We start from the raw sequence: 22,293 nt of genomic DNA, 5'->3' as shown, positions 1-22,293 counted from the left end.
CCCTCGTGAAATTTTTCTCAAAATTATGTGGATGGAACATTGCCGACGATCAAATTACACCAAAGGGCCTTTTTCTGTGACGAAACCCGGATAAACAGCGACTTCATCGTTTGAAAGGAAAACGCAGCCCAATGAGAGGCTACGTTTTTCCGTCCTTATATACCTAAAAAACCATCTTTAGGACAGGGCTGATTAGTTACCACCCTGTTTTATACGATTTTGTTCTGCCTCCAGTCCGGTTTGACGGGCACGTGCCGCTTTCACATTGGTGTTACCAAAACGATAGTTGAAGGTTAAACGAACCTGGCGGGCGTCCCATTTGCTGGAGATCGAAGTAAACCTGCCTGCATTCTCAAACTCACCACGGAAATAGTTGGTGCCGAGTATATCCGTTACGTTTAGTTTCAATGAACCCTTACCTTTCATTATCTTCTGTGATACACCCAGATCCAGGGAGCTCATAGACTTCATTTTAAATAAGCCCTCATTAGTTACCTGTGGAGATACATAGAAGAAGGTTACCTCTGCTGCCGTGTTCTTAGCCAGGGTGAATGTTTGCTGCGTACGGCCAAAGAATGCGCCGGAAGACAGTTTCACCAGGTTGTTATCCACTACGGTTTGATATTTAGCATAAGAAACAGACACTGTTGTAAAGCTCATCCACCATTTAGTGATGGGCATCGGTACAGAAACGTTGAGGTTAAAGTTATCTGACTTAGCCACGTTTTGATATTTGTAACGTATCACAGAAGTATCACCAGTGGTTCTGTCTACCTCCGCCTCCAGAATTCTGGTCATCATATCTTTGGTATGAGAATAACCGATAGACGTGATCAGGAAATCCTTGAAAGTATGCGTCAACTCAAAATTGTTGGAATACTGCGGACGGAGATAAGGGTTGCCGGATTGTTTGGTATATCTGTCGATGTAAAATTCAAATGGATTCAGATCTTCATAGCTCGGACGCTCAATGCGACGGCTATACGTTAACCCCAGGGTATTACTTTTATTCAACACATAGGTCAGGCCTACATTAGGAAACAGGTTGAAGTAGCTGGAATCATTCTTTACTACCTTATTATCACCTTTCGCATTCACCGATTGAGAATTACCGGAGATATTGGTTTGTTCTCCACGCAGTCCCAACTGTACATTCAGCTTCTTAAACTGCTTGCTGAAGTTGATATAAGCTGCGTTCACATTTTCTTTGTAGATAAAATGATTGGAACGGTTATCATCCAATACCCAGTTATTGTTCCTCAGTGAGTCGAAACGGGCATTGTTATCGGTGGTTACAAAGCTCACTTTCACACCGGCTTCCAGCTTCGCCTGATTTTTCAGTGGCTGCACATAGTCGAACTTGGCAGTCTTGATTTCTATACGGGATGGCTGATTATTACGGGAAGTGTCGCTACCCATTATTCTTTTTCCTTCTGCGTCACGTGACAGGGACAAAATATCCGTCAACTGCTTGTCTGTATTCCGTGCATAGTCCAGGTCTACATTCAGTTCTCTGCCTGTTGAATCAAGGATACCACGATAGTTAATGTTATAACTACCTCTCCTCCATTTACTATTATAAGTGGTATTGGTATGCAAGGCAGAATCTATGCGCATGCCATTGCCAATATTAGTGACAGACTGCGATGGATAGCGTTGGGTTCTGTCGGCCAGATCCACCATTACACCGATGGTATGCCCTTTACTGATAAAATAATCCGCACCTATTTTACCTCCCTGGTAATCAGATTTCTGGTGCATTTTATTTGTTTGGTCATACACCCTTAAGCCATTTTCATCCGTAAAGGAACGATATACGCCCAGGTCTTGTTGCGCCTCCCGGTGACTATAATTATAAGAACCAAACACGTTGAGTTTAGCATTGCGGTGGTTCAGGTTCAAGCCACCGTTCCAGCGGGGCCGGACTCCCTGCGCCACACTGGCGGTCAGGTTACCGTTGGTACCGTAGCTGGTATTTTTCTTCAGCTTCAGGTTAATGATACCTGCATTACCGGCGGCATCGTATTTAGCGGAAGGATTGGATATCAGCTCAATCTGATCAATATTAGTAGCTGGCATGCTTTTCAGCATTTCTGCCAAATCCTGGGAAGTCATATTGGTAGGCTTCCCGTCTATCATAATTACAACGCCGGCCTTACCTTTCATAGATACATTACCATCCTTATCTACATTGATGGTAGGAGATTTCTCCAGTACTTCCATGGCAGATCCGCCTGCGGCAGTAATACTGCTTTCCACATTTACCACCATTTTATCTGCCTTTTGTTCTACAAATGGTTTGCGGGCGGTAACATCAATACCTTTTAATGCCTTGGAAACGGCGGCCAGGGATACAGCAGGTACCTGTACTTTATTGCCGGTTACATCAAAAACAGGACTATAGGCTTTGGTCATACCAACAGATACAGCGGCAACCAGGTACTTTCCCTGTTTTACCTGTTCAAATTCGTAACGACCATTGATATCAGCGATGGCTCCTTTTACTAATGTTGAATCTTTTGCTTTTAATAAGGTTACAGTAGCAAACTCTACAGGTTTATTTCCAGCCTGGTTAACTTGTCCTGCCACGCCGGCTGCATTTTGGGCGTTGGAGGTTAAAGCTGCAGCTAACACACTAATTGTTAATGTTATAGCTTTAATACTTGTATTCATATAAGGGCGATTTAGAGGTATTCTATTTGGTTTTTTAGATCCTTAGCTTGTCTACTACAGTAGTTAAACTACTACAGTAGATTAACTACTACGATGTAAAAGTAGGTATTATGTATTACACAGTACATAGCATTACACAAGCGGTCTATAGCTAGGGACGAATGGTAAAAATTGATGAAACGACTAAAAAGACGACTGGAATGGCACAATGTTGCACGGAGAGATGCACTATATTAAATAGCGGTGTTAATACAGGATGGCCGGTATTATAAGGGGATAGAATATCCGGGAGATGGGAAGGGCAGCGTGGTTTTAATTCAGACGCTCGTCAAAATCGATCATTTTACGATATCCGGACTTACGGCGATGATGGTAAAATTGCATCAAATAAATAAACAATACCATACATAAACCTACCAGCAACATAGATAAAGTACTGCGTATGCCCAACAGCAGGCTTTCTGTAGATAATGCCCGGCTGCTAAAAAAACTTTCCCGCGGTGTCCAGCGGGCCGACTCGTCTGTACGGGGGTTGAAATCTGCATAACTGTTTCCATTGGTAAACCGGGCCAGGGTAACCACGCGGTCCAGCTGTGCTCTTATTTTTGGGCCTTCACCTATTTTACCAATCGCAGTAAAACACAGCGAACCTCTTCTGCCGAGCAGGCGTACTTCATAATTCAATACCGGGGCTGTGCTACCCTCGAAGCGTAGTATACGGGCCCAATGAAGAGAGCGGGTTCCTTTGTCAAAATAAGGAGGAAATGCCCAGTCCATGCTGGTAATTTCCCCTCCGCCATTACGACGGCGCAATATATTCTCATTCTTTAGCTCCTCTTTCATCTCACGGAGCAGCCTATTATAATTGATATTCCCGGCTTCCTGTTCGTCCAGGTACCCGAAAGGTTCAAAGGAAATCACTACCCCACGAAAGTCCTTGTCAATGGGACTTACGCGCGCAGGCAACAAGATGCCAAGGGTATTGGGATTATCCGGGTTCCCCCATAAACCTTCCACCAGCCGGCGGCTTTGCGCAGCATCAAGCAAACGGAAACCTTTGGGTACCTGCAGAGTAACCCCTTGTCCCAGTTCCTGTTCACCCGTCTTATAAGAAAAAGATGCCACAATAATGTCAGATGAATCCAGCTTGTCATACTTACTTAAACTGTCTTCCCTGGATAATCCCAGGCTTTTGAGGCTGACCATCAGGCACAAAAACGACATGAAGCTGTAATAAAACGTACGCATAACTCCAATTAAATAGCCACAGGTTATTTACCAGCTCAACAAACAAGGATAAAGCAAGAAAAAGGTTACGATTAATAGACAGATTAAAAATACAACTACCTGGTGCTACTATAACTCTACTGAAAAATTACTTCTAAAATTAAATGCGGGCAATAACACGTTAAATCCATTTATTCAAGGGCCAGTTGCAAGCCATTCAACAGATCGGGCAACTCCTGTTGCAGGAGTTCAAAGAACTGCCGCTCTTCTTTGCGGATATGCGTTTCAAGGTGAGTAGCCAGTATATCCATGGCCGAATCGAGGTCTGTGCTATCGGTAAGGGTGGTGTACATCCGGGAAATAACGAGATGTTCCGCCTGTAATTCCTTTATCATGACATCAATGGCGGCACTTTTGCCTGCACATTTTTCAAAAAGGTATTCTTCTTTCTGGATGTGCGGCACCATTACTTCCTGGAATACTTTGACAATATATTCAAACCTGGCTTGTGTTTCCAGGGGAAAGCCTTCGTAGGGTGCTGCATCTTTTTTGAGGTAGCGGCACACAAACAACAGGCGCTTGTGTTCGTGCGACAGTGAAATTAAAGAAGGGTGACGTTGCATATTGTAATTAGGATAGCTTATTTGCGGCAGTACTATTTTTTCGGTAGATGACAATCAGTATAATACCACCAATGACCAGGAGCGTAGAAATAATTTCTGCCTGGGTAGGATGAAAACCGAAGATATCGTAACGGGTGTCTACTCTTATCTTCTCAATAAAAAATCTTTCTATACCATTTAATATAAGGTATATACCAAATATAACACCTGGTATCTTTATCTTTTTACGAATGCCCCAAAGCACCAGGAAGAACACCAGGCAAACAATGATTTCATATAACGGTGTAGGATATACGGCAATAGGTAATACTTTACAATAAACACCATCGCAGCCAGCCATCTGTACTCCTTCTTTGATTACGTTATGTGGATATCCGTAAGCAAAAAGCCAGTCAGGTACAAAACCCAGTGCGGCTGGTTTTTCAAAAGCTGCATGCGGGATCTGTTCCGTGGAGCTATATTGTTGGTGAAAGAACAATGTATTTTTTTGTACGGCATCATTAAAAGCAGCGGGGGCCATTTTTACAGTATGACCGGTGTTAGTATCAATACCATAGGCGCTGTTATAAATACCCCAATCCCCATCTCCGGAGAAATGACAACCCATTCTGCCAATAGCGTAAGCCAGCATTAATGCAGGTGCTGCACTATCAATCAAGGCGCGGATATTAAATTGCTTTTTACGGGCATAGCTGATAATCACAATAGCCGCTACTATGAGTCCGCCATAGAAAGTAAGTCCGCTGAAAGATAACAATGAACCGATTGGGTCCTTTACAAAGTCGCCCCAGTTCTCAAGGTTATGGAAAATCTTGGCGCCCAGTAAACCTGCAATCGCCGCCATTACAATGATATCGGGTACGCGATGATGCGGCATTACCATTACAGTTTGCTCCTGGGGTTTGGCTAACGCCTTTTTCTTTTTCGTGTAATATTTATAGGCTGCCATCACAGCTGCCAACAGAATACCTGCTATCAGGCTGCCCTGGCTGGAAAATACAAACGCCTGTAAATCGGCAGAAGCTACATCCCATTGAAAAAAGATGCCAAGTATTTTATACCCGATGATAAATCCTACTACCGCATTACCAATAATTTCTCCCTGCGTAGCAGGCAGGCCTGTCACTACTTTCTCAGGAACGCCTTTCAGCAAACCTTGTTGCTCATAGCGTTTCAGTTCACGCGTTAAAATATAAGCGCCTGCCAGGAAGGCGATGGCTACGAAAAAGCCAAACGTCTGAAAAATCTTTAAAACTGGAATCTCTAAGCCAAGCAGATCTCTGAACGCGTAATATAAATTAGGATACATAGCCGTAAAAAAAATTGGTGATCTGAACTTTCCTATGAACAAAGCCGAATTTAATCAAAAGGAAAATCAAACCACCAAAGTACGATGCAATTTCGAATTTCTAAATTTGGATTTTAGAAATATGAATATTAGCAATATTGTTCAAAAGCGTCCAGCAGGTTCGCAGCAATCATTTGCGCGGAACGGCCTTCAATCATATGACGCTCGATGAAATGTACCAATTCACCATTTTTAAATAAGGCAATTGCCGGAGAAGAAGGAGGATAAGGCAACAGATGCGTACGGATTTGTTGTACTGCTTCCACATCAAAACCTGCAAAGCTGGTCGTCAGCCTGTCTGGTTTCTTTTCGCTATGTGCTACCGCCATTAATACACCTGGACGGGCAGTACCGGCAGAACAGCCACATACCGAATTGATCACCACCAATGTAGTTCCTTCCTGTTTCAGTGTTTCATCCACGCTACCTGCTGTCAGCAACTCCTGGAAACCGTTATCCGTTAACTCCGCCTTTCTTGGCATTACTAATTCCGCTGGATACATATGTTATAGTTTTTTCTGTTTAATTTTTTACAAAGTTAGTTATATGCAGCCAAAAAGTAAAAAAATGGATGCGTTGTTAGACTTTTTGACATAACAAATACAATACAAATGACATAATGTCACAATCTGTAACGTTTTTACTAACAAAATAGCAGTTTTTACGGCATGGTATCCCATTTGATCTGTACCCGGTATCAAACAAAAATTGATTTCACACTAAAAAATTTATAGAAACTATGACACACATTAAATTTAACCACAGCCCGCTTCCTAAATCATTTGGTGGAATTGTAGAAGACATTCTGAATGGAGGATTGAATAAATATGTAAAAGACGATTTTCTGACCAACGATTATTTTACCACCCATCCTCCGGTAAACATCGTTGAAACTCCAGAAGCTTTTGTGCTGGACCTGGTAGCACCAGGCTTCTCCAAAGAAGATTTCAAGATCAGCGCCGATGAAAAAGCAATTACCATCAGTGCAGAAAGAAAAGCAGAAACTAAAAATGAAAGCGACAAACAGGTACGTCGTGAATTCAGCTTCAAATCTTTCAAACGCTCCTTCACCATCAGTGAATTGGTAGATGCCGGTAAGATCAATGCAAAATATGAAAATGGTATCCTGAAAGTAACCCTTGGTAAAAAGGAAAACAAACAGGACGCTCCTAAAGAAATAGTAGTGGAATAAGGGAAGCAGACCACACCTCAGTGTGGTCTGGTGTTAAAGGAAAAACAGTCACGCCAAAGCGTGACTGTTTTTTTTATGCCGTACCCAGCCGCCACTTTGCCGGTATTTTTTTGCGAAAAACTGATAGCTAAATGCTGTTAGCTGTGTATAATTCACACAAACGTTGAATTCCCCGTACTTTATTATATAATAATTTGCTCCTCTAAGCGCGCAACCATGGCAAAGCTCTTCCGACAAGGCTGGTTATTTATAAAAAGTATTTACCTGAACACCGAAAAAAAGGTGATCGGGAACGTAATTCTTCATACGGAAAATACTTATGAGCAGGCAAAAATCAAACTCATCTTTGATTATGCCTTCTTCTACATTGTTATGCTCATGAGCATTCTATTCATCAATATGCTGAGTCAGAATATCGTTAATATGCTGCTCATCCCGTTGATGATCAGTTGCCTGGTTACCTGTCTCTACCTGTTGAGGAAAGGAGTACCTGCAAAAAAAGTAGGGTTGTTCACCTCCTTTGTCACCTTATGTATTCCCATTATTTCGTCCCTGCTGAATAACCAGGATCTCAGCCCGAAATACACCATGATATGGGTGATGAGCATTTTACTTTGCTATATCACGGTGAATCTGACCATGGCACTCACCTGGAGCCTGATTCTCTGCAGCTATATGGTGGCTATTGCCTATGTAAAACTCAATAATATATCCATTTACGTTAGTCCGGGCTATTCTTCAGCGTTTCAATACCTCGCCAATCCGTTGATTGTGGGTATGTACCTGCTGTTCCTGATCAGGGCAATGGGACAGTATTACCGCAACATCATTTCCATGGAACAAAAACGCACTTCTGAAAGGCAACAACAACACCTTTCCCTGATCAATCAGCACCTGACCAAACAGTTTCTGCTGGTGAAAGGATTTTCCCGTTCCGGCAAATCTGCCTTTATGAAGGGAGAACTGGAGTTATTGGAAGTGTGTTTTACAGAAATTGAAAAACAGTGCGGTACGGCTATTGACTACCTCAACGACTCTAAAAACCCATGAGACTACACATCTGTGTTATGCAATAAAGCTATCATATTAGTTTTTCTAACACTATATTGATAAGTAAATATTACCATTCGTGTCATTTGGGGGCAACATGATAATATATTGTTGCTAATACAAGTATTCTTGCCAAAACAAGATTAGAAAAAATTACAACTTTCGGGGCTTACCAGTGGCAAAGGAGAGACATATCTTTGCAGTACAAAATATTCATCTCCTATTTTCCCTTATGCCGGTGAATATCATCTAACCTATGCCATGATAGGGCTTTCACTAAAATGAAAGCCTTTTTTTATCATACTGAGAGAAAAAATGAAAAAAAATAAGCCCCCCGAATAATCGGGGGGCTTTCAGTAGGATTACTAACCCATTTTTTTAATAACCCAAAATCTTTAACATGCTCTGGGAAGTCTGCTCTTTCGCATACAACCAATCTTTCAACTGACCGTTTTTGTCGTACCCTACAATCACATGCTTGGGCGAAGGAATCAGGCAGTGTTTAATACCACCATACCCGCTCAGCTGATCCTGGTAGGCGCCTGTATGGAAAAATCCAATATACAACGGTTCGCCTGATGCCTGCTGTTTAGGCAGGAACACCGCATTTATATGTTCCTCAGAAGTGTAAAAATCGTATCCATCGCAGGTAAGTCCACCGAGATGTACCTCCTGGTATTCCTGGTCCCACTTATTAATAGGCAACATCAGGAACTTTTCGCCAATGCCCCAGGTATCCGGTAATGTGGTAATGAAAGAGCTGTCAATCATGTACCAGGACTCCCTGTCATTCTGCATTTTTTCACCAACCACGCTATAAATAACCGCACCGCTCTCTCCCACTGTAAAGGAACCGAACTCTGTGTAAATATTAGGTACTGGTACCTTGTTCTTTTTACACATGCTCTTAATGTTGGCTACAATTTCATTCACGATGTAATTATAGTCGTAGTCGAAACCTAAAGAGTGTTTAATCGGGAAGCCACCACCTACGTTGATGCTATCCAGCTCCGGACAGATCTTCTTCAGTTGGCAGTAAAGGTTCATTACACGGTTAAACTGGCTCCAATAGTAGATATCGTCCTTGATCCCCTTATTCATAAAGAAGTGCAGCATTTTCAGCTCAAACTTCTCATTGCCTTTGAGTTTATCTACATAATACTCCAGGATATCACGCGGAGGAATACCTAAACGGGAGGTATAGAAATCAAAACTTGGCTCCTCTTCCGCTGCTACACGCAGCCCCAGCTTCACTTTGTCTTTGGTTCTAACATTCCGCTTGTAGTCTTCCAGCTCCTCTTTATTATCCAGTACGGGTATTACATTCTTAAAACCACTGTTGATCAATCGCGCAATAGCTCTCGTATAAGCTTTGGTCTTAAATCCATTACAGATCACATAAGTTTCTTTGTTGATCTTTTTCCGCTCATACAGCTTATTGACGATATCGATGTCATAAGCGAAAGAAGTTTCGATGTGTACACCATGCTTCAGCGTTTCTTCCATTATAAAGGAGAAATGCGAGCTTTTAGTACAATAACAATAGAAATACTCTCCATCGTACCTGTTCTTTTTGATAGCATCCTGGAACATCTTCTTTGCTTTGTTGATCTGCATTCCGATTTTAGGAAGGTAGGTCAACTTAAATGGAGTTCCATACTTGTCAATCAAAGCCTTAATGTCCAAACCATTAAATTCCAGGTAGTTGTCTTTTACTTCAAAGCCCTCCTGGGGAAATTCAAAGGTCTGTTTAACGAGGTCTGTGTAGGTGTTGTTCATTTAGTACTACAAATGAATTTTTAGGAATTATTAATAGAAAAAAAACAGGATAACATTCCTTTTTTCCCTTACTGGGAAACTCCTGGTTTACACACCTACGTCAGTTCGAACCCCAGCAAAATAGGTTGCAAATCTAAATATTTTGTTGATTGCCACCTTAATTTTTTTCGGGAGGTGTTGCTTAAAACAGCACAATTACCCGGGCAAATATACAAACAATTACAAACCAGCTAGTTAAATAATATTATTGATAATTTATTAACCCCGTCGGATGACGCTCAGGGCCTGTTTTCCTTCACAAAAAAGCAGGTCCAGTATACTAAGGCCGGAAATAAACCCGGTACGGTCCTGGAACACCTGGGTGTATGTTGGTTCACCCACTTCTACGGCTCCCGGCAAAATACTTTCTCTCGCATCCGTTACTCCTGCCACTTCTTTCTGATAGCTTTCGGTAAATGTAATGGGTATCAAAATGCCGAGCTTGCTATTGGCCCACTCAAAACAAGCGAGGTTCCAGTCGAGCAAAAAGTTAAACGGCCGTTCGTATAATTCCTGTAACTCGGCTTCATAATATTCGAACCAGGGAGAGCGGCGATAAGCAGACACCAGCGTTTTCCAATGCAGGTCCTGCCATTTCTCTTCGTTGCTGATCCGGACATCTTTCATCACTGTCCGCTGATTCTTCCCTCTTGATAAAGGCACACTTAAAATCATCCTGCCATTTGGGCCAGCTACGTAACAACGGTTCCGGTAACTGAGCTTTTGATAGTGCTCATATTTCTCAATCTGTAATATATCGTGTTCAACTAAAGCTTTATATGCATCAATTGGTGGAAAATATTGGGATTCAATCAATAATATCTTCTCTTCTGCATTCTCTGTCATAATGTCAAAATTTTATAGCCGGATGTAGAAAAATGGTTTATCTCACCTGACAATCACTTATACATAAATGTTTAACAATTAACTTTAAGTAAATGATTAACAGCTCATAGAATTATTAATCATATGCTAAGCTATTTAGCATGATACTTTTCCAGTCAAAAGTTTCCAAAATGCAAAAATACTAAAGATATTAGTCGCTTTTGTGTTCATTTTTAGCGAGCAGAGGAGGAAATGTGAAGATAAACTATTTTTTTAAAACACCCTTTTATTTATATGTGTTTAATATTTTATTCTTTCCGGCTGCCCGCTTATTACTCCGTTAAAAGTTTCCCAATTCAATTACTCTTTTTTGATAACTAAAACCTTTGCAGTAGGTTTACATAAATTAAAATACCTGGTCAGCCGATGAAATTGTTGCGCGTATTAATAGTTGTGTTTGCCATTTGGGGAGTAGCAAGCTCTTGCGAAAAAACGAAAGATTTACAGTTTGTGAGAGTAGCCGGCGTCGACCTGGCCGAGCTCGGTATGAGCAAAAGTATTGTACGGATGACCCTGGCATATTATAACCCTAATAATTTCCGACTGCAGTTAAAAGACGCCAATTTCGATTTGTTCATTGACGATACCGAAGTCGGCCATTCCATGCAGGATACCACCATCGCCATCCCAGCCAGGGATACTTTTTACTTCCCGGTAAAACTGGAAGTGAATATGGGAAATGTTTTCAAAAATGCACTAAGCGCATTCTCCAATAAAGAAGTTACCATTAAGGCAACCGGGAATTGCAAAGTAGGTAAAGGCGGTATTTTCCTACCCTTCCCTATTAAATGCGAAACCAAACAGGCCTTAAACTTCTTCTGATAATAAAGCCATTATTTCCAGGATGTGATTACTTTCCGCTGCATTTCTAAGCGGAGACAACCTTATTTCATTTCTTACCCGGTTCAGATCTTCCAGCAGATTCCCCGTTAACGTCCGGTGTTGCTTTGCTACCCACCAGGCCAAAGCTGTTTTAAGCGCTGCTGCTTTCACCCGGAGCGTATGAGGGCTATATCTTCCCGGATGCAGGTGGATATAATGTGCTTTATCCGCCGCCAATCGCAATATCCATTTCGAGGTATCTGATAATACCAGCGTGGCATAATGGTTTCTTTGCGCCAACCAGGCTTCATAGCCACCACGGCCTTCTATACCAGCATCCTTCAGTTGCATACGTATTTCCGTAAAAATTTCTTCCGGAGAAAGCGAACCAGTATACATATCCATTTGTGAACCTCCCAGGGCCAGTAATGGAACAAACAAATCAGTGGGCGAATAAAGAGAGAAGGTCTGCCGAAGGGCAGCAAGATGATGTTTCAGCGGATTAAACAGAATGGGAATAACCGTAATTTTTAAGATATATATCGATCAGGGCTATCACAAATAAAATTGCCTTTAGCTATTACTTACCGTTTTTACGATAAATCAACTGCTAAAGGCAATGACTATATTAGTTCTTCTTTTCCTTGGCCATGCCACCACCATCTTCCGGCTTCTTGCAGCAGGTAGGCAGTTTCGCATAAGATTCAGGATTAGCAGTTACGTTATCAGCGTCATATCCTGCATTGGCAATACCAGTTTTGATATTCTCCACGTTGGTACGATCAGTATAGTATTTTACAGTAGTTACGTGTTTTTTGAAATCAACTTTCACTGACTGTACACCTTCCTCGTGCGACATATATCTTTCAATACGGTTCTTGCAGGACTCGCATTGTACCGTAGGCGTATTGATTTTTACCGTTTCAATAGCCTTCTGTTTCTGCTGTGCCGTTGCCATACCAACACTGGTCACCAGGAACAACATTACTAATTTTAGGATACGCATAGTTATAGTATTAATACCCGAATATACAAAAAATGTGATATACAATTCTTTCCTACTTGCCCCATTGATCAGGCGCGCTTCTCCAGGCTTGCAAGGTGGCAATTTCATCAGCGGAAACAATTCCTTTCTCTTCTGCCAGCGCAATCATGGCACTGTAGTTACTGAGTGAATGGAAAGGCACACCTGCTGCTTCAAAAGCCTTCACTGCGATATCAAAACCATAATTGAAGATAGACACCATACCTATTACTTCCCCACCTGCTGCGCGAATGGCTTGTACTGCTTCCAGGCTGCTTTTCCCGGTAGATATCAGGTCTTCCACCACTACTACAGGCTGACCGGGTTGTAATACTCCTTCTATCTGGTTGCCCATACCGTGTTCTTTCGGTTTGGATCTAACATAGATAAAAGGCAGTTTCAGCTGATCCGCTACCAGCGCACCGTGAGGAATACCTGCGGTAGCTACACCGGCAATCACCGCTGCATCCGGGAAAGTTTCGAATACCAGGTTGCACAGTTCAGATTTAATATAATCGCGTACATACGGAAAAGATAAAACTTTCCTGTTATCGCAATATATCGGCGATTTCCAGCCGGAAGCCCATGTAAAAGGCTGTGCAGGGCTTAATTTTACGGCCTGCACCTGCAGTAACTTTTCTGCAACTTGTTTTTCGCTTACTTTACTCATACGATCGCCAAAGATAAAGAATTACAAATTACGAATTCCGGATTTGTAAGAAGATAGTAAACGGGAATCAAAGTACCCGCTAATATCTTCACACCAATCCGTAATTCATAATTCGTAATTTGTAATTCTCTAAATTTGCGGCATGCAAGCAACTATTACGATCTATCTCAACGAGCGACCACTCCTATTGAGTGCCAATACCAACGCGATTCCGGAACACTTTGCAAAAGTGAAAGTATACGACAACCCCAATCCTGAAAAAATGGAAAGTGTATTACGAAAACTGGAAGATGGAAAAAAAGAAGCAGCAGTTTTTATTGCACCTGATGTAAAGCAACTCTTTAAAAAAGTATCCCTGCATTTTACCACCCTGGTAGCTGCTGGCGGCCTCGTCACCAATCCTGCCGGAGAAGTACTGATGATGTTCCGCAGAGGAAAATGGGATTTGCCAAAGGGGAAACAGGATCCGGGGGAAGACCTGGAAACCTGCGCACTCCGGGAAGTAGCCGAAGAAACAGGCCTGCACAACGTTTCATTGGAAAATAAAATCATTGAAACGTTCCACTACTATCCGATGAAAAATAAAAAAGTGTTGAAACATACCCATTGGTACCGTATGCAGTTTACCGGCACTGAATTAACTGTACCACAAATTGAAGAAGATATCCAGGATGTGCAATGGGTTAAACCGGAGCATGTAGACAAATACCTGAAATTCTCTTATGAGAATATACGGGAAGTATTCAGGGCTTCCGATCTGTAAGTGATGGCTGGGAGATTTAATGCTGTCTACGTAGCATTAAATCTCCGGTCTTTATTAACGTTTCGCCAGGATAGCCACCGTAAGGCGGCTTACACATACCAGTTTATGCTGGTCGTCTGTAATACGGATATCCCACACATGGCTGTTGGAGCCAATATGCAAAGGTCTGGCACAGGCATGTACATAGCCACTCTTTACTCCTCTCACATGATTGGCATTGATTTCCATACCTACACAAATCTGTTTCTCCGGATCAATAATCAGTCCCGATGCCACGCTACCAACTGTTTCCGCCAATGCAGCAGACGCCCCACCATGCAATAACCCATACGGCTGTACGGTTCTGTGATCTACCGGCATCATCAGTTTAAGATAATCCGGCCCTATTTCTGTGAACTCCATTCCCAAATACGCCGCCATGGTGTTGCTGCCCATTTCGTTGAGTTGGTCCAGTGAAATTTGGGTTGAATGCCAGATCGTTTTCATATCAGTTATCTTTAAAAAAATTTATTGCTTAATACGCTTAATCCCTGCTATTACTGCCTCTGGGAGAAAAGAGGTTACATCTCCCCCATAACGGTAAATATCCCGCACCAGCGTAGAGGCAATACTGGAATATTGTAATGCGGTGCTTAAAAAAATAGTTTCAATGTGGGGGGCAAGAGTCCGGTTTACGTCGGCAATGGCTTTCTCATATTCGAAATCGCCTATGTTGCGGATGCCCCGCAAAATAAAACGGGCATCTATTTTTTTACAGAAATCAATGGTAAGACCGGAGTAAGAAGTAACCTCCACGCGGGCGTCATCTTTATAAATTTCCTTAATCCATGCCATCCGCTCTTCCAGTGCAAACATTGGCGTCTTGCTGCTGTTTACACCGATGCCTATCACCAGGCGATCAAACAAATCAAGCCCACGGCTGATTACATCCGTATGGCCCAGGGTAATGGGATCGAATGTACCTGGGAATAAACATGTTCTCATGATGTATAAATTACTATCAGCGTTTTAATGCTTCGCGGTTAATAAAAATAGAGAAAACCGTAGCACCGTAGTTCCTCTCAGACCGATAATAGGAATAGTCCTGGAATTTGCCGTGCTGTGTATGCTCTACAACGAGCCACCCTTCCGGATTCAGCAACTCCTTTTCAAATACCAGTAATGGTAACTGGTCCAGCGTTTCCATCATATACGGCGGATCAGCGAAGATCAGGTCAAATTTCTCTGTACAGTGCTCGAGGTACTTAAAAACGTCCATTTTCACCGTTTTAAGGGTGGTAATCCCTAAACCCTGGGCTGTTTTGCTGATAAACGCCGCCATAGCAGGGTCTTTCTCTACGATGGTCATATCTGTAGCTCCCCTGGAAGCCAGCTCATAGCTGATGCTTCCGGTACCGCCAAAAATATCCAGTGTTTTTAAAGATGGAATATCAAGATTGTTCTCAATGATATTAAATAATCCTCCCTTTGCTAAATCTGTAGTAGGGCGGGTATGCGGCATTTTTGCAGGTGGTTGTATTTTTCGTCCTCCACTAGCTCCTCCGATTATACGCATAACGCTAACGCATATAAATTATGAAAATAATAGCCCGGTATCTCCTGCATTTTAGTAATGTATTGGAAACCCGGTAATCGTTGTATCCATTCCAGGTGTGGAATAAATTTGTACATTTCCTGGTAAACACCCGCATCTGTAGCTACAATTCCGCCTAGTTTTACCTTCACCTGTTGCTCATCCAGTCCCAGTTGCCGCAGTATGTTCACTACACCATACACCACATCCAACCCGGTCTGGTAGTCGGTCTCCTGTTGTATCAGCAGTTTTCCTCCGGCATATACGGTCACGGTAAAGGTATGTTGTTCAACCTCCACAAAGGCTACGCCGTTGGCCGCCTGAAAGTCGAAATCCATTGGATAGGATTGTAACAGGGCTGAATTGGCATGAATAACCAAGTCAGTAGAAAATTCTTTCCGTAAAAAACCCAGCAGGTCTTTATCCACACTGTATATATTGACCATCGGTAACTGAGGCAATAAATCGGACAAGATGGCTTCCTGCACTTTTTCCGGCATGGCCAGATGCAGGTAGTCCTTTTTCATGGAGGGCATATAGTACATATGCGGCACCAATACGCCGTTGCCGGTGTTAAAGGCCAGTAAAATAGATTTGAATGCCGTAAACAGCAGTTTGTCGGTATCAAATACCTGTTCTATCATTTCCAGATCTGCCAGCGCCATTTTCCGGGGGGTAAAATGATAGGACTTCAACGCCAGGAACTTCTTTGCCACCGGTTCGTATACTACATAACTAAACGTGCCGTTCCCTACCAGTACTAATAAATAACAGGCAGTGAGATCAGTTTCCAGCAGGGTTTCATCGTCTACTGTAAATGCGGGATGGATGTTGTAAGCCACGGGCATATGTTACCTTTCAAATGAATTACAATAATAACCATTTTAGTTAATTGGTGAGGGCGTTTTGTTGTTTTATATAGGGCAGATGATCAACATATAGCTATATCTTTGTTTTTATACCCTCAATTCAGCGAAAGATTCATGCAACTGGAAGCTACTACGCGGCAGATTATAAAAATAGCAGGACCTATATGCCTGGCCCTTATTATCCCGCAGATCAATCATATTACCAATACCGCCTTCCTGGGACGCCTGGGAGAATTTGAGCTGGCGGCCAATGGAATTGCCGGCATTTACTACCTAGTGATGTACATGATAGCCTATGGACTCAACAACGGTATGCAGGTTTTAATTGCCCGCCGGGCGGGGCAAGGCCAGTATGCCGGTATCGGGCAACTTTTTTCTAATGGGCTGCAGGTGGGCATTTGCTTCTCCCTATTGGCTATTTTACTGACATTGCTGGCAGCACCCTGGTTCTTTTCCAAAAGTTTGCATGACCATCATATATTTATGGCGGCAGTTTCGTTTATACGTATCCGTATCTGGGGGCTTCCATTCCTGATGCTGCTGAATATGGCCAATGCCTTTTATATCGGAAGCGGTCATTCCAAAGTACTGATTATCACCTCGCTGTTCCAGGAAATGGTCAACATCTTCTTCGACTATATCCTCATCTTTGGTAAGCTTGGCTTTGTGGCCATGGGATTGAACGGGGCTGCCACCGCTTCTGTTATTGCAGAGGCAACGGGCTTTGGCGTAGCGTTTAGCATCTTGTTCATCCGTCGTTATCACCTGGAATACAGCTTGTTCCGCTACCTCCGCCTGAATTGGGGAATTGTGAAAAATATCCTGAATGTATCCGCGCCTTTGATTGTACAGTTTCTTTTCAGCATTGGCAGTTGGTTCGTTTTCTTCATCTTCATTGAACACCTGGGAGAACGTCCGTTGGCAGTGTCGAATATGCTGCGCAGTATTTTTGGTTTCTTCGGCATATTTACCTGGGCGCTGGCGGCTGCCTGCAATACTATGGTAAGTAATGTTATTGGTCAGGGACGACCAGAGCTGGTATTCACGGCTATCCGGAAAATTGTGGTGCTCAGCCTGGCCTGCGCTACTACAGTGTGTATACTTGTTAATCTCTTCCCTTATACTTTACTTCATATTTATACTACCAACGCCGACCTGATTGCGGCGGCGATTCCATCTATACGTATTATTACCCTGAGTACCATCCTGATGGCGGTTGCGGCGGTGGTGATGAGTGGCGTGATAGGTACCGGCAATACCCGTATCAACCTGATGACAGAAATTGCTGCTGTAATTGGATACCTGCTGTACTGTGATATTGTAATCGAAAGAATGCGCAGTGAGCTGCAATGGGCCTGGGGAGCAGACTTCATTTACTGGATCATCATCTTCGGCATTAGCTATTGGTATTTGCGTAGTGGTAAATGGAAAGGGAAAGAAATATAAACAGGCTGAAAGCTGAAAGCATAAAGCTATTGTAGCGAATACCTAACAGCTAATTGTTGACAGCTAAAAGCTATTGTAAATCGTCCAGCATCTTTTTGCAATCCATTTTCGTGGTGGCGTCGTCATACACGATATTGCGGAGCGTGAGTGCTTTCTTTAGTACTTCAATGGCTTTATCCTGCTGATCATTTTCTTTGTAGGCGCGGGCCAGCTCATAATAATTAAGCAGAAAAGCGGGATCCAGCTGCCTGCATTTCTCATAGTTGTTGATAGCGTTTTGGAGAGATCCATCAGGTAAGCCACCAAACAGCATTTTAGCGGCGCCTCTTTCGAAGGCGTTGAGGTTGGCTACTTCAAAGTTCCACTTACCAAGCACATGATAGGCTTGTGCCAGGGAAGGATTGAATTTAATGGCCAGTTCTGCATATTTTTTAACGTCTTTGGAGGCAGCTACTTTATCTTTTGCACCGGAGATGAGGGCCATGCGTCCCATAGCGATGGCCATAGACAGGTTAGCGTCCGGGCTGTTGGGATTTACTTTCAGGGCCTGCTGTGCATAGCTTTTGGCCATGTTAAAGTAATTCACTTTATCGTCTTTGCTTTTTTGCCTGTTGCCGATGCGGGAGCATAGCTGGCTGGCCTGGTTCAGTGCATCCAGTTCTGTGGGTTGTATTTTTAAGATGTCCTTATCTTTTTCGAATGCTTCACTTTCTTTCATTTGTTTCTCCAGCTGCCTGGCTTCTTCCACCATTTCACTAACACTCTGTGCCTTTACCCATAAGGCTGCAGATAACAAAAAACAAACTGCCATGATCCGTTTTAACATAGGACAGGTTTTACTACGTAAAAATTTTGTTGATTAACTACGCTCTAAATTTACGAAAATTACAAATGAGAAACATCACGCATATGCAAAAAGGAGGCTTAGTAATCCTTCTCCAGTGAAACGAGGGAGTTACGGATACTGGCGCCCATGGGCGGGTTCATCTTCCGGAGGGTTACGATACTATGTTGAATTGCGGGATATCGTTGTTTCAGCGCACCTGATAAGTCGTACACTACCTCTTCCAGCAGGGGTTTGGGAACGGCCATGATGGCGGCAGCTATCTCATAAATCCCTTGGTAGTTTACGGTTTCAGACAAATCATCGATGGCCACGGTGCCGGGTATACGAACAGCTACGTCCAATACAAAGTGATTACCGATAATAGTTTCTTCCGGGTATAAGCCGTGATAGGCGTAGAAAGTAGCCTGTTCTAGGGCAATAGTAAGCATAAGAGAGGAATTAATAATTACGGATTACGGATTACGAATTACGGATTTGTGAGGAGATGGTAAACGCGGTATTCGCTATTATCTACCCACAGATCCGTAATTCGTAATTCGCAATTCGTAATTCTTCTATTATTGGTGGTGTTCTTTTGCAGATAAGTATCTTTCTGCATCCAGTGCGGCCATACATCCGCTACCAGCAGCAGTTACCGCCTGACGGTATATTTTATCCTGTACATCACCGCAGGCAAATACACCTTCTACAGTGGTACGGGTAGAGCCAGGTACAGTAACGATATAGTCTTGTTCATCCAGTTCGAGATAATCTTTAAAGATCGCTGAGTTAGGCTGGTGACCAATGGCTACGAAGAAGGCGCTTACCGGCACATCTTTCTTGTCCTTGGTTTTATTATTGTAGATTCTGATACCTTCTACTTTCTTATCTCCCAGCACTTCATCAGTTTCTGAATTCCAGTAAACGATGATATTGGAAGTTTTCAGTACGCGGTCCTGCATTACTTTGGAAGCGCGCATTTCATCGCGGCGTACCAGCATATGCACGGTGCTGCACATTTTAGAGAGGTAGAGTGCTTCTTCAGCAGCGGTATCACCGGCGCCTACGATCGCTACTTCCTTACCACGGAAGAAGAATCCGTCACAAACGGCGCAGGCAGAAACACCGCTACCATTCAAACGTTGCTCAGAAGGAAGGCCCAGCCATTTGGCGGAAGCACCGGTAGCGATGATGATAGCATCGGCGGTGATTTCCTTCTCTTCATCAATGATTACTTTATACGGTTGTTTGCTGAAGTCCACGGATGTAGCCATACCATAGCGGATATCAGCACCCATGCGGGTAGCCTGCTTTTCAAAATCCACCATCATTTCAGGCCCCTGAATACCTTCCGGATAACCAGGATAGTTTTCAACTTCTGTGGTGATGGTTAATTGTCCGCCAGGTTGAATACCCTGGTATAATACTGGTTTAAGGTTGGCTCTCGCGGCATAAATCGCAGCGGTATAACCGGCAGGTCCGGAACCGACGATCAGTAAATGCACATGCTCTTGTTGCTTGTTTTCCATACTTTTTGCTGTATAATTACTTGCTAATAATAATTGTTTTATAGGTTACTGCATAACCTCCCCAGTAGCCCAATGCACCAGGTATGTTGCCCAGTATTTTTGTAGGTGATGAGAAGGGATTACCATTGCTGTTATATGCAAAGTCGAGTGTTCGCCAGAAATCCCAGGTTGCTTTGTCAATATTACAAAACTTCATGGTTACGGTATCACCCTGGTTGAAGAAAGCATATGTTGTCAGATCAAGCTTTTCATTCTTATTCACCCCAGCGTCCACAGGAATTTCAAATGTTGTGCCGTTCACCAACTGGTCATCTATGACAGAGGTGAGGCCAGGTAGAAACGGGCCTTTATTACGCCTGGTAAAGTACCGGCCATAATTACCAAATTCGGGTGAATCCGTTATCCGTACCCATAAGCGGCCCATGGCACTATCGTTTTCCAGCACCACCAGGTTCCACCAGACAGAGTCCAGCTTCATACCGCGGGAAGGTATGGTTGTCACTGACTCATATGTCTTATTGTCAGCCTGAATCCGCAGGGTGTAAGTCCCTGCCGGTTTTCCTGTAAAATTATCACCGGGGAACCGGCTATCTGGTTTGTATATAAAGAACTTTGTATTTCCTGAATCTACTGCCTGCTCGTACAGGGTCATCACTTTGCTGCCATCTGAAACCGTGACCAATGCTTTATGTACAAAGGCATTGAGCAAGGTAGCCGGTGTCATTTTTGAAAAGAAATTCAGGCTGCGGGTAAGCACCACTTCAGGATATCTGCCACTTTCAAATTTGCCTTCCACTACGAGCTGCGATTCCTGCACAGGCAGGTTCACGCTGATATCTTTTTCACAGGCGGAAAAGACAAATACGGCCAGTATAAGGAAGAGCCCATTGCGCATAGCTGCAAAAATAAGGGGTGTCAACTAAATAAGAACACCGGCCATGTATTTACAAGGCCGGTGTTCTTATAGAATAAAGAGGATTAGTAGATTTATTCATCTGGCTATTTTATTATTTGAGATAAATATCAAAATAGCCAACGAAGTAAAAGAATTTTATCCCAGGTAAGATTTCAGTGCGCCACTATAGCGGGCTTTTTGCAGCCTTTTGATAGCACGTTCTTTAATCTGTCTGATTCTTTCTTTAGTCAAATCGTATTTCTGACCGATTTGTTCGATTGTTGCGCCGTTTTCACCATCCAGACCAAAATAAGCATTCACAATTTCCGCCTCCCGTGGACTCAGGGATTTCAGTACCCTGCGTATTTCTTCACGGAGAGAATCTCTCATAACATCGTCATCAGTAATATCTCCACCTTCCAGCAAGTCGCCCATTGCTACGTCTTCTGCCTCGTGCACAGGTGCATCCAATGACATGTGGCGGGTGTTGCTTTGGAAGATATTGTTTATTTCTGATTCAGACATTTCCAGGATTTCTGCGAGTTCCTCGGTAGAAGGTTCACGCTCGTTTTCCTGCTCAAATGCCATGTAAGCTTTGTTAGCTTTATTATAAGTGCCAATTTTGTTTTGCGGCAGACGAACAAGACGTCCCTGTTCTGCTAACGCCTGCAGGATGGATTGGCGAATCCACCAAACTGCATAAGAGATAAATTTGAAACCTTTCGTTTCATCGAAACGTTGTGCCGCTTTGATCAAGCCAAGATTACCTTCATTAATAAGGTCACTGAGGCTGAGCCCCTGGTGTTGATACTGCTTTGCAACAGAAACAACGAAACGTAAGTTTCCTGTAGTCAATCTTTCAAGAGCCTTTTGATCGCCCATTTTAATGCGCTGCGCCAAAACGGTCTCCTCCTCGGGTGTTAACAAAGGGATCTTCGAGATTTCCTGCAGGTACTTTTCTACCGCCTGCGAATCACGATTGGTGATCTGGGTGGCAATTTTAAGTTGCCTCATATGAAAAATTGTATTGGTTTATAAATAAAATAACAGCGGAAGAAAT

At 43.0% G+C, this 22,293-nt stretch carries 24 protein-coding genes; 5 read left to right on the top strand and 19 right to left on the bottom strand.

Annotated features, from left to right (window positions below):
• Positions 1 to 192: 192 nt before the first annotated feature.
• The 5 genes from J7623_RS06155 to J7623_RS06135 all read right to left on the bottom strand — a co-directional run bounded on the left by J7623_RS06155 (position 193) and on the right by J7623_RS06135 (position 6,374).
• Positions 193 to 2,673, bottom strand: a complete 2,481-nt coding sequence (locus J7623_RS06155; protein WP_291918604.1) for a TonB-dependent receptor — start codon at positions 2,671 to 2,673, stop codon at positions 193 to 195.
• Positions 2,674 to 2,985: 312 nt separating this feature from the next.
• Positions 2,986 to 3,921 (bottom strand): DUF2167 domain-containing protein, encoded by a 936-nt coding sequence (locus J7623_RS06150; RefSeq protein ID WP_291918601.1) that lies wholly within the window; start codon positions 3,919 to 3,921, stop codon positions 2,986 to 2,988.
• 170 nt (positions 3,922 to 4,091) lie between these two features.
• On the bottom strand, positions 4,092 to 4,523 hold the full coding sequence (locus J7623_RS06145) for a hemerythrin domain-containing protein (protein WP_291918598.1): 432 nt from the start codon (positions 4,521 to 4,523) through the stop codon (positions 4,092 to 4,094).
• 7 nt (positions 4,524 to 4,530) lie between these two features.
• On the bottom strand, positions 4,531 to 5,832 hold the full coding sequence (locus tag J7623_RS06140; protein ID WP_291918595.1) for a prolipoprotein diacylglyceryl transferase family protein: 1,302 nt from the start codon (positions 5,830 to 5,832) through the stop codon (positions 4,531 to 4,533).
• A 128-nt stretch (positions 5,833 to 5,960) separates the two neighbouring features.
• The gene (locus J7623_RS06135; protein WP_291918592.1) at positions 5,961 to 6,374 is read right to left on the bottom strand and encodes a BrxA/BrxB family bacilliredoxin; all 414 of its coding nucleotides are present in this window, start codon (positions 6,372 to 6,374) and stop codon (positions 5,961 to 5,963) included.
• A gap of 236 nt (positions 6,375 to 6,610) precedes the next feature.
• Here J7623_RS06135 and J7623_RS06130 point away from each other — a divergent pair, with 236 nt between their 5' ends.
• Positions 6,611 to 7,063 (top strand): Hsp20/alpha crystallin family protein, encoded by a 453-nt coding sequence (locus J7623_RS06130; RefSeq protein ID WP_291918588.1) that lies wholly within the window; start codon positions 6,611 to 6,613, stop codon positions 7,061 to 7,063.
• Between the two features lie 216 nt (positions 7,064 to 7,279).
• A complete protein-coding gene (locus tag J7623_RS06125) occupies positions 7,280 to 8,113 on the top strand; it encodes a hypothetical protein (protein WP_291918586.1) in 834 nt (277 codons plus the stop codon).
• Positions 8,114 to 8,491: 378 nt separating this feature from the next.
• Here the strand turns inward: J7623_RS06125 and J7623_RS06120 are convergent, their stop codons facing one another.
• Both J7623_RS06120 and J7623_RS06115 read right to left on the bottom strand, forming a co-directional pair.
• On the bottom strand, positions 8,492 to 9,892 hold the full coding sequence (locus tag J7623_RS06120) for an arginine decarboxylase (RefSeq protein WP_291918584.1): 1,401 nt from the start codon (positions 9,890 to 9,892) through the stop codon (positions 8,492 to 8,494).
• A gap of 258 nt (positions 9,893 to 10,150) precedes the next feature.
• On the bottom strand, positions 10,151 to 10,777 hold the full coding sequence (locus tag J7623_RS06115; protein ID WP_291918582.1) for a WbqC family protein: 627 nt from the start codon (positions 10,775 to 10,777) through the stop codon (positions 10,151 to 10,153).
• Positions 10,778 to 11,182: 405 nt separating this feature from the next.
• Between J7623_RS06115 and J7623_RS06110 the strand changes: the two genes are divergently transcribed.
• The gene (locus tag J7623_RS06110; protein ID WP_291918579.1) at positions 11,183 to 11,638 is read left to right on the top strand and encodes an LEA type 2 family protein; all 456 of its coding nucleotides are present in this window, start codon (positions 11,183 to 11,185) and stop codon (positions 11,636 to 11,638) included.
• On the opposite strand, the gene J7623_RS06105 is transcribed toward J7623_RS06110, so the two are convergent.
• From J7623_RS06105 to pyrE, 3 genes are all read right to left on the bottom strand, one after another.
• Complete coding sequence (locus J7623_RS06105) at positions 11,624 to 12,079, bottom strand: hypothetical protein (RefSeq protein WP_291918575.1); 456 nt, start codon at positions 12,077 to 12,079, stop codon at positions 11,624 to 11,626. The genes J7623_RS06110 and J7623_RS06105 overlap by 15 nt on opposite strands.
• Positions 12,080 to 12,266: 187 nt before the next feature.
• Positions 12,267 to 12,644 (bottom strand): heavy-metal-associated domain-containing protein, encoded by a 378-nt coding sequence (locus J7623_RS06100; protein WP_291918573.1) that lies wholly within the window; start codon positions 12,642 to 12,644, stop codon positions 12,267 to 12,269.
• A 52-nt stretch (positions 12,645 to 12,696) separates the two neighbouring features.
• Positions 12,697 to 13,332, bottom strand: coding sequence for an orotate phosphoribosyltransferase (pyrE, locus tag J7623_RS06095; RefSeq protein WP_291918570.1), 636 nt, complete (start codon positions 13,330 to 13,332; stop codon positions 12,697 to 12,699).
• 142 nt (positions 13,333 to 13,474) lie between these two features.
• Here pyrE and J7623_RS06090 point away from each other — a divergent pair, with 142 nt between their 5' ends.
• Entirely contained in the window at positions 13,475 to 14,095 is a 621-nt protein-coding gene (locus J7623_RS06090) for an NUDIX hydrolase (protein ID WP_291918567.1), read from the top strand.
• Between the two features lie 54 nt (positions 14,096 to 14,149).
• Here the strand turns inward: J7623_RS06090 and J7623_RS06085 are convergent, their stop codons facing one another.
• The 4 genes from J7623_RS06085 to J7623_RS06070 are packed head-to-tail and all read right to left on the bottom strand — an operon-like array spanning position 14,150 to position 16,516.
• Complete coding sequence (locus J7623_RS06085; protein ID WP_291918565.1) at positions 14,150 to 14,581, bottom strand: hotdog fold thioesterase; 432 nt, start codon at positions 14,579 to 14,581, stop codon at positions 14,150 to 14,152.
• 21 nt (positions 14,582 to 14,602) lie between these two features.
• Positions 14,603 to 15,079, bottom strand: coding sequence for a pantetheine-phosphate adenylyltransferase (coaD, locus tag J7623_RS06080; protein WP_291918562.1), 477 nt, complete (start codon positions 15,077 to 15,079; stop codon positions 14,603 to 14,605).
• A gap of 16 nt (positions 15,080 to 15,095) precedes the next feature.
• Positions 15,096 to 15,650 (bottom strand): RsmD family RNA methyltransferase, encoded by a 555-nt coding sequence (locus J7623_RS06075; protein ID WP_291918558.1) that lies wholly within the window; start codon positions 15,648 to 15,650, stop codon positions 15,096 to 15,098.
• Complete coding sequence (locus J7623_RS06070) at positions 15,641 to 16,516, bottom strand: DUF3822 family protein (RefSeq protein ID WP_291918554.1); 876 nt, start codon at positions 16,514 to 16,516, stop codon at positions 15,641 to 15,643. Before J7623_RS06070 ends, J7623_RS06075 begins: the two co-directional genes overlap by 10 nt.
• 135 nt (positions 16,517 to 16,651) lie before the next feature.
• Here J7623_RS06070 and J7623_RS06065 point away from each other — a divergent pair, with 135 nt between their 5' ends.
• Positions 16,652 to 17,983 carry an MATE family efflux transporter gene (locus J7623_RS06065; RefSeq protein ID WP_291918551.1) on the top strand — a complete coding sequence of 444 codons (1,332 nt, stop codon included), beginning with the start codon at positions 16,652 to 16,654 and terminating at the stop codon, positions 17,981 to 17,983.
• Positions 17,984 to 18,053: 70 nt separating this feature from the next.
• On the opposite strand, the gene J7623_RS06060 is transcribed toward J7623_RS06065, so the two are convergent.
• From J7623_RS06060 to J7623_RS06040, 5 genes are all read right to left on the bottom strand, one after another.
• The gene (locus J7623_RS06060) at positions 18,054 to 18,809 is read right to left on the bottom strand and encodes a tetratricopeptide repeat protein (protein ID WP_291918548.1); all 756 of its coding nucleotides are present in this window, start codon (positions 18,807 to 18,809) and stop codon (positions 18,054 to 18,056) included.
• 98 nt (positions 18,810 to 18,907) lie between these two features.
• Positions 18,908 to 19,258, bottom strand: a complete 351-nt coding sequence (locus tag J7623_RS06055) for a dihydroneopterin aldolase (protein ID WP_291918545.1) — start codon at positions 19,256 to 19,258, stop codon at positions 18,908 to 18,910.
• A 129-nt stretch (positions 19,259 to 19,387) separates the two neighbouring features.
• Positions 19,388 to 20,338 (bottom strand): thioredoxin-disulfide reductase, encoded by a 951-nt coding sequence (trxB, locus tag J7623_RS06050; RefSeq protein WP_291918541.1) that lies wholly within the window; start codon positions 20,336 to 20,338, stop codon positions 19,388 to 19,390.
• 16 nt (positions 20,339 to 20,354) lie between these two features.
• A complete protein-coding gene (locus tag J7623_RS06045; RefSeq protein WP_291918537.1) occupies positions 20,355 to 21,233 on the bottom strand; it encodes a DUF4249 domain-containing protein in 879 nt (292 codons plus the stop codon).
• A gap of 156 nt (positions 21,234 to 21,389) precedes the next feature.
• The gene (locus J7623_RS06040) at positions 21,390 to 22,247 is read right to left on the bottom strand and encodes an RNA polymerase sigma factor RpoD/SigA (protein ID WP_012793808.1); all 858 of its coding nucleotides are present in this window, start codon (positions 22,245 to 22,247) and stop codon (positions 21,390 to 21,392) included.
• Between the last annotated feature and the right edge of the window lie 46 nt (positions 22,248 to 22,293).

Source organism: Chitinophaga sp. (assembly GCF_017745275.1).
Lineage (GTDB): Bacteria > Bacteroidota > Bacteroidia > Chitinophagales > Chitinophagaceae > Chitinophaga.
This window is presented reverse-complemented; position numbering and strand designations above follow the sequence as displayed.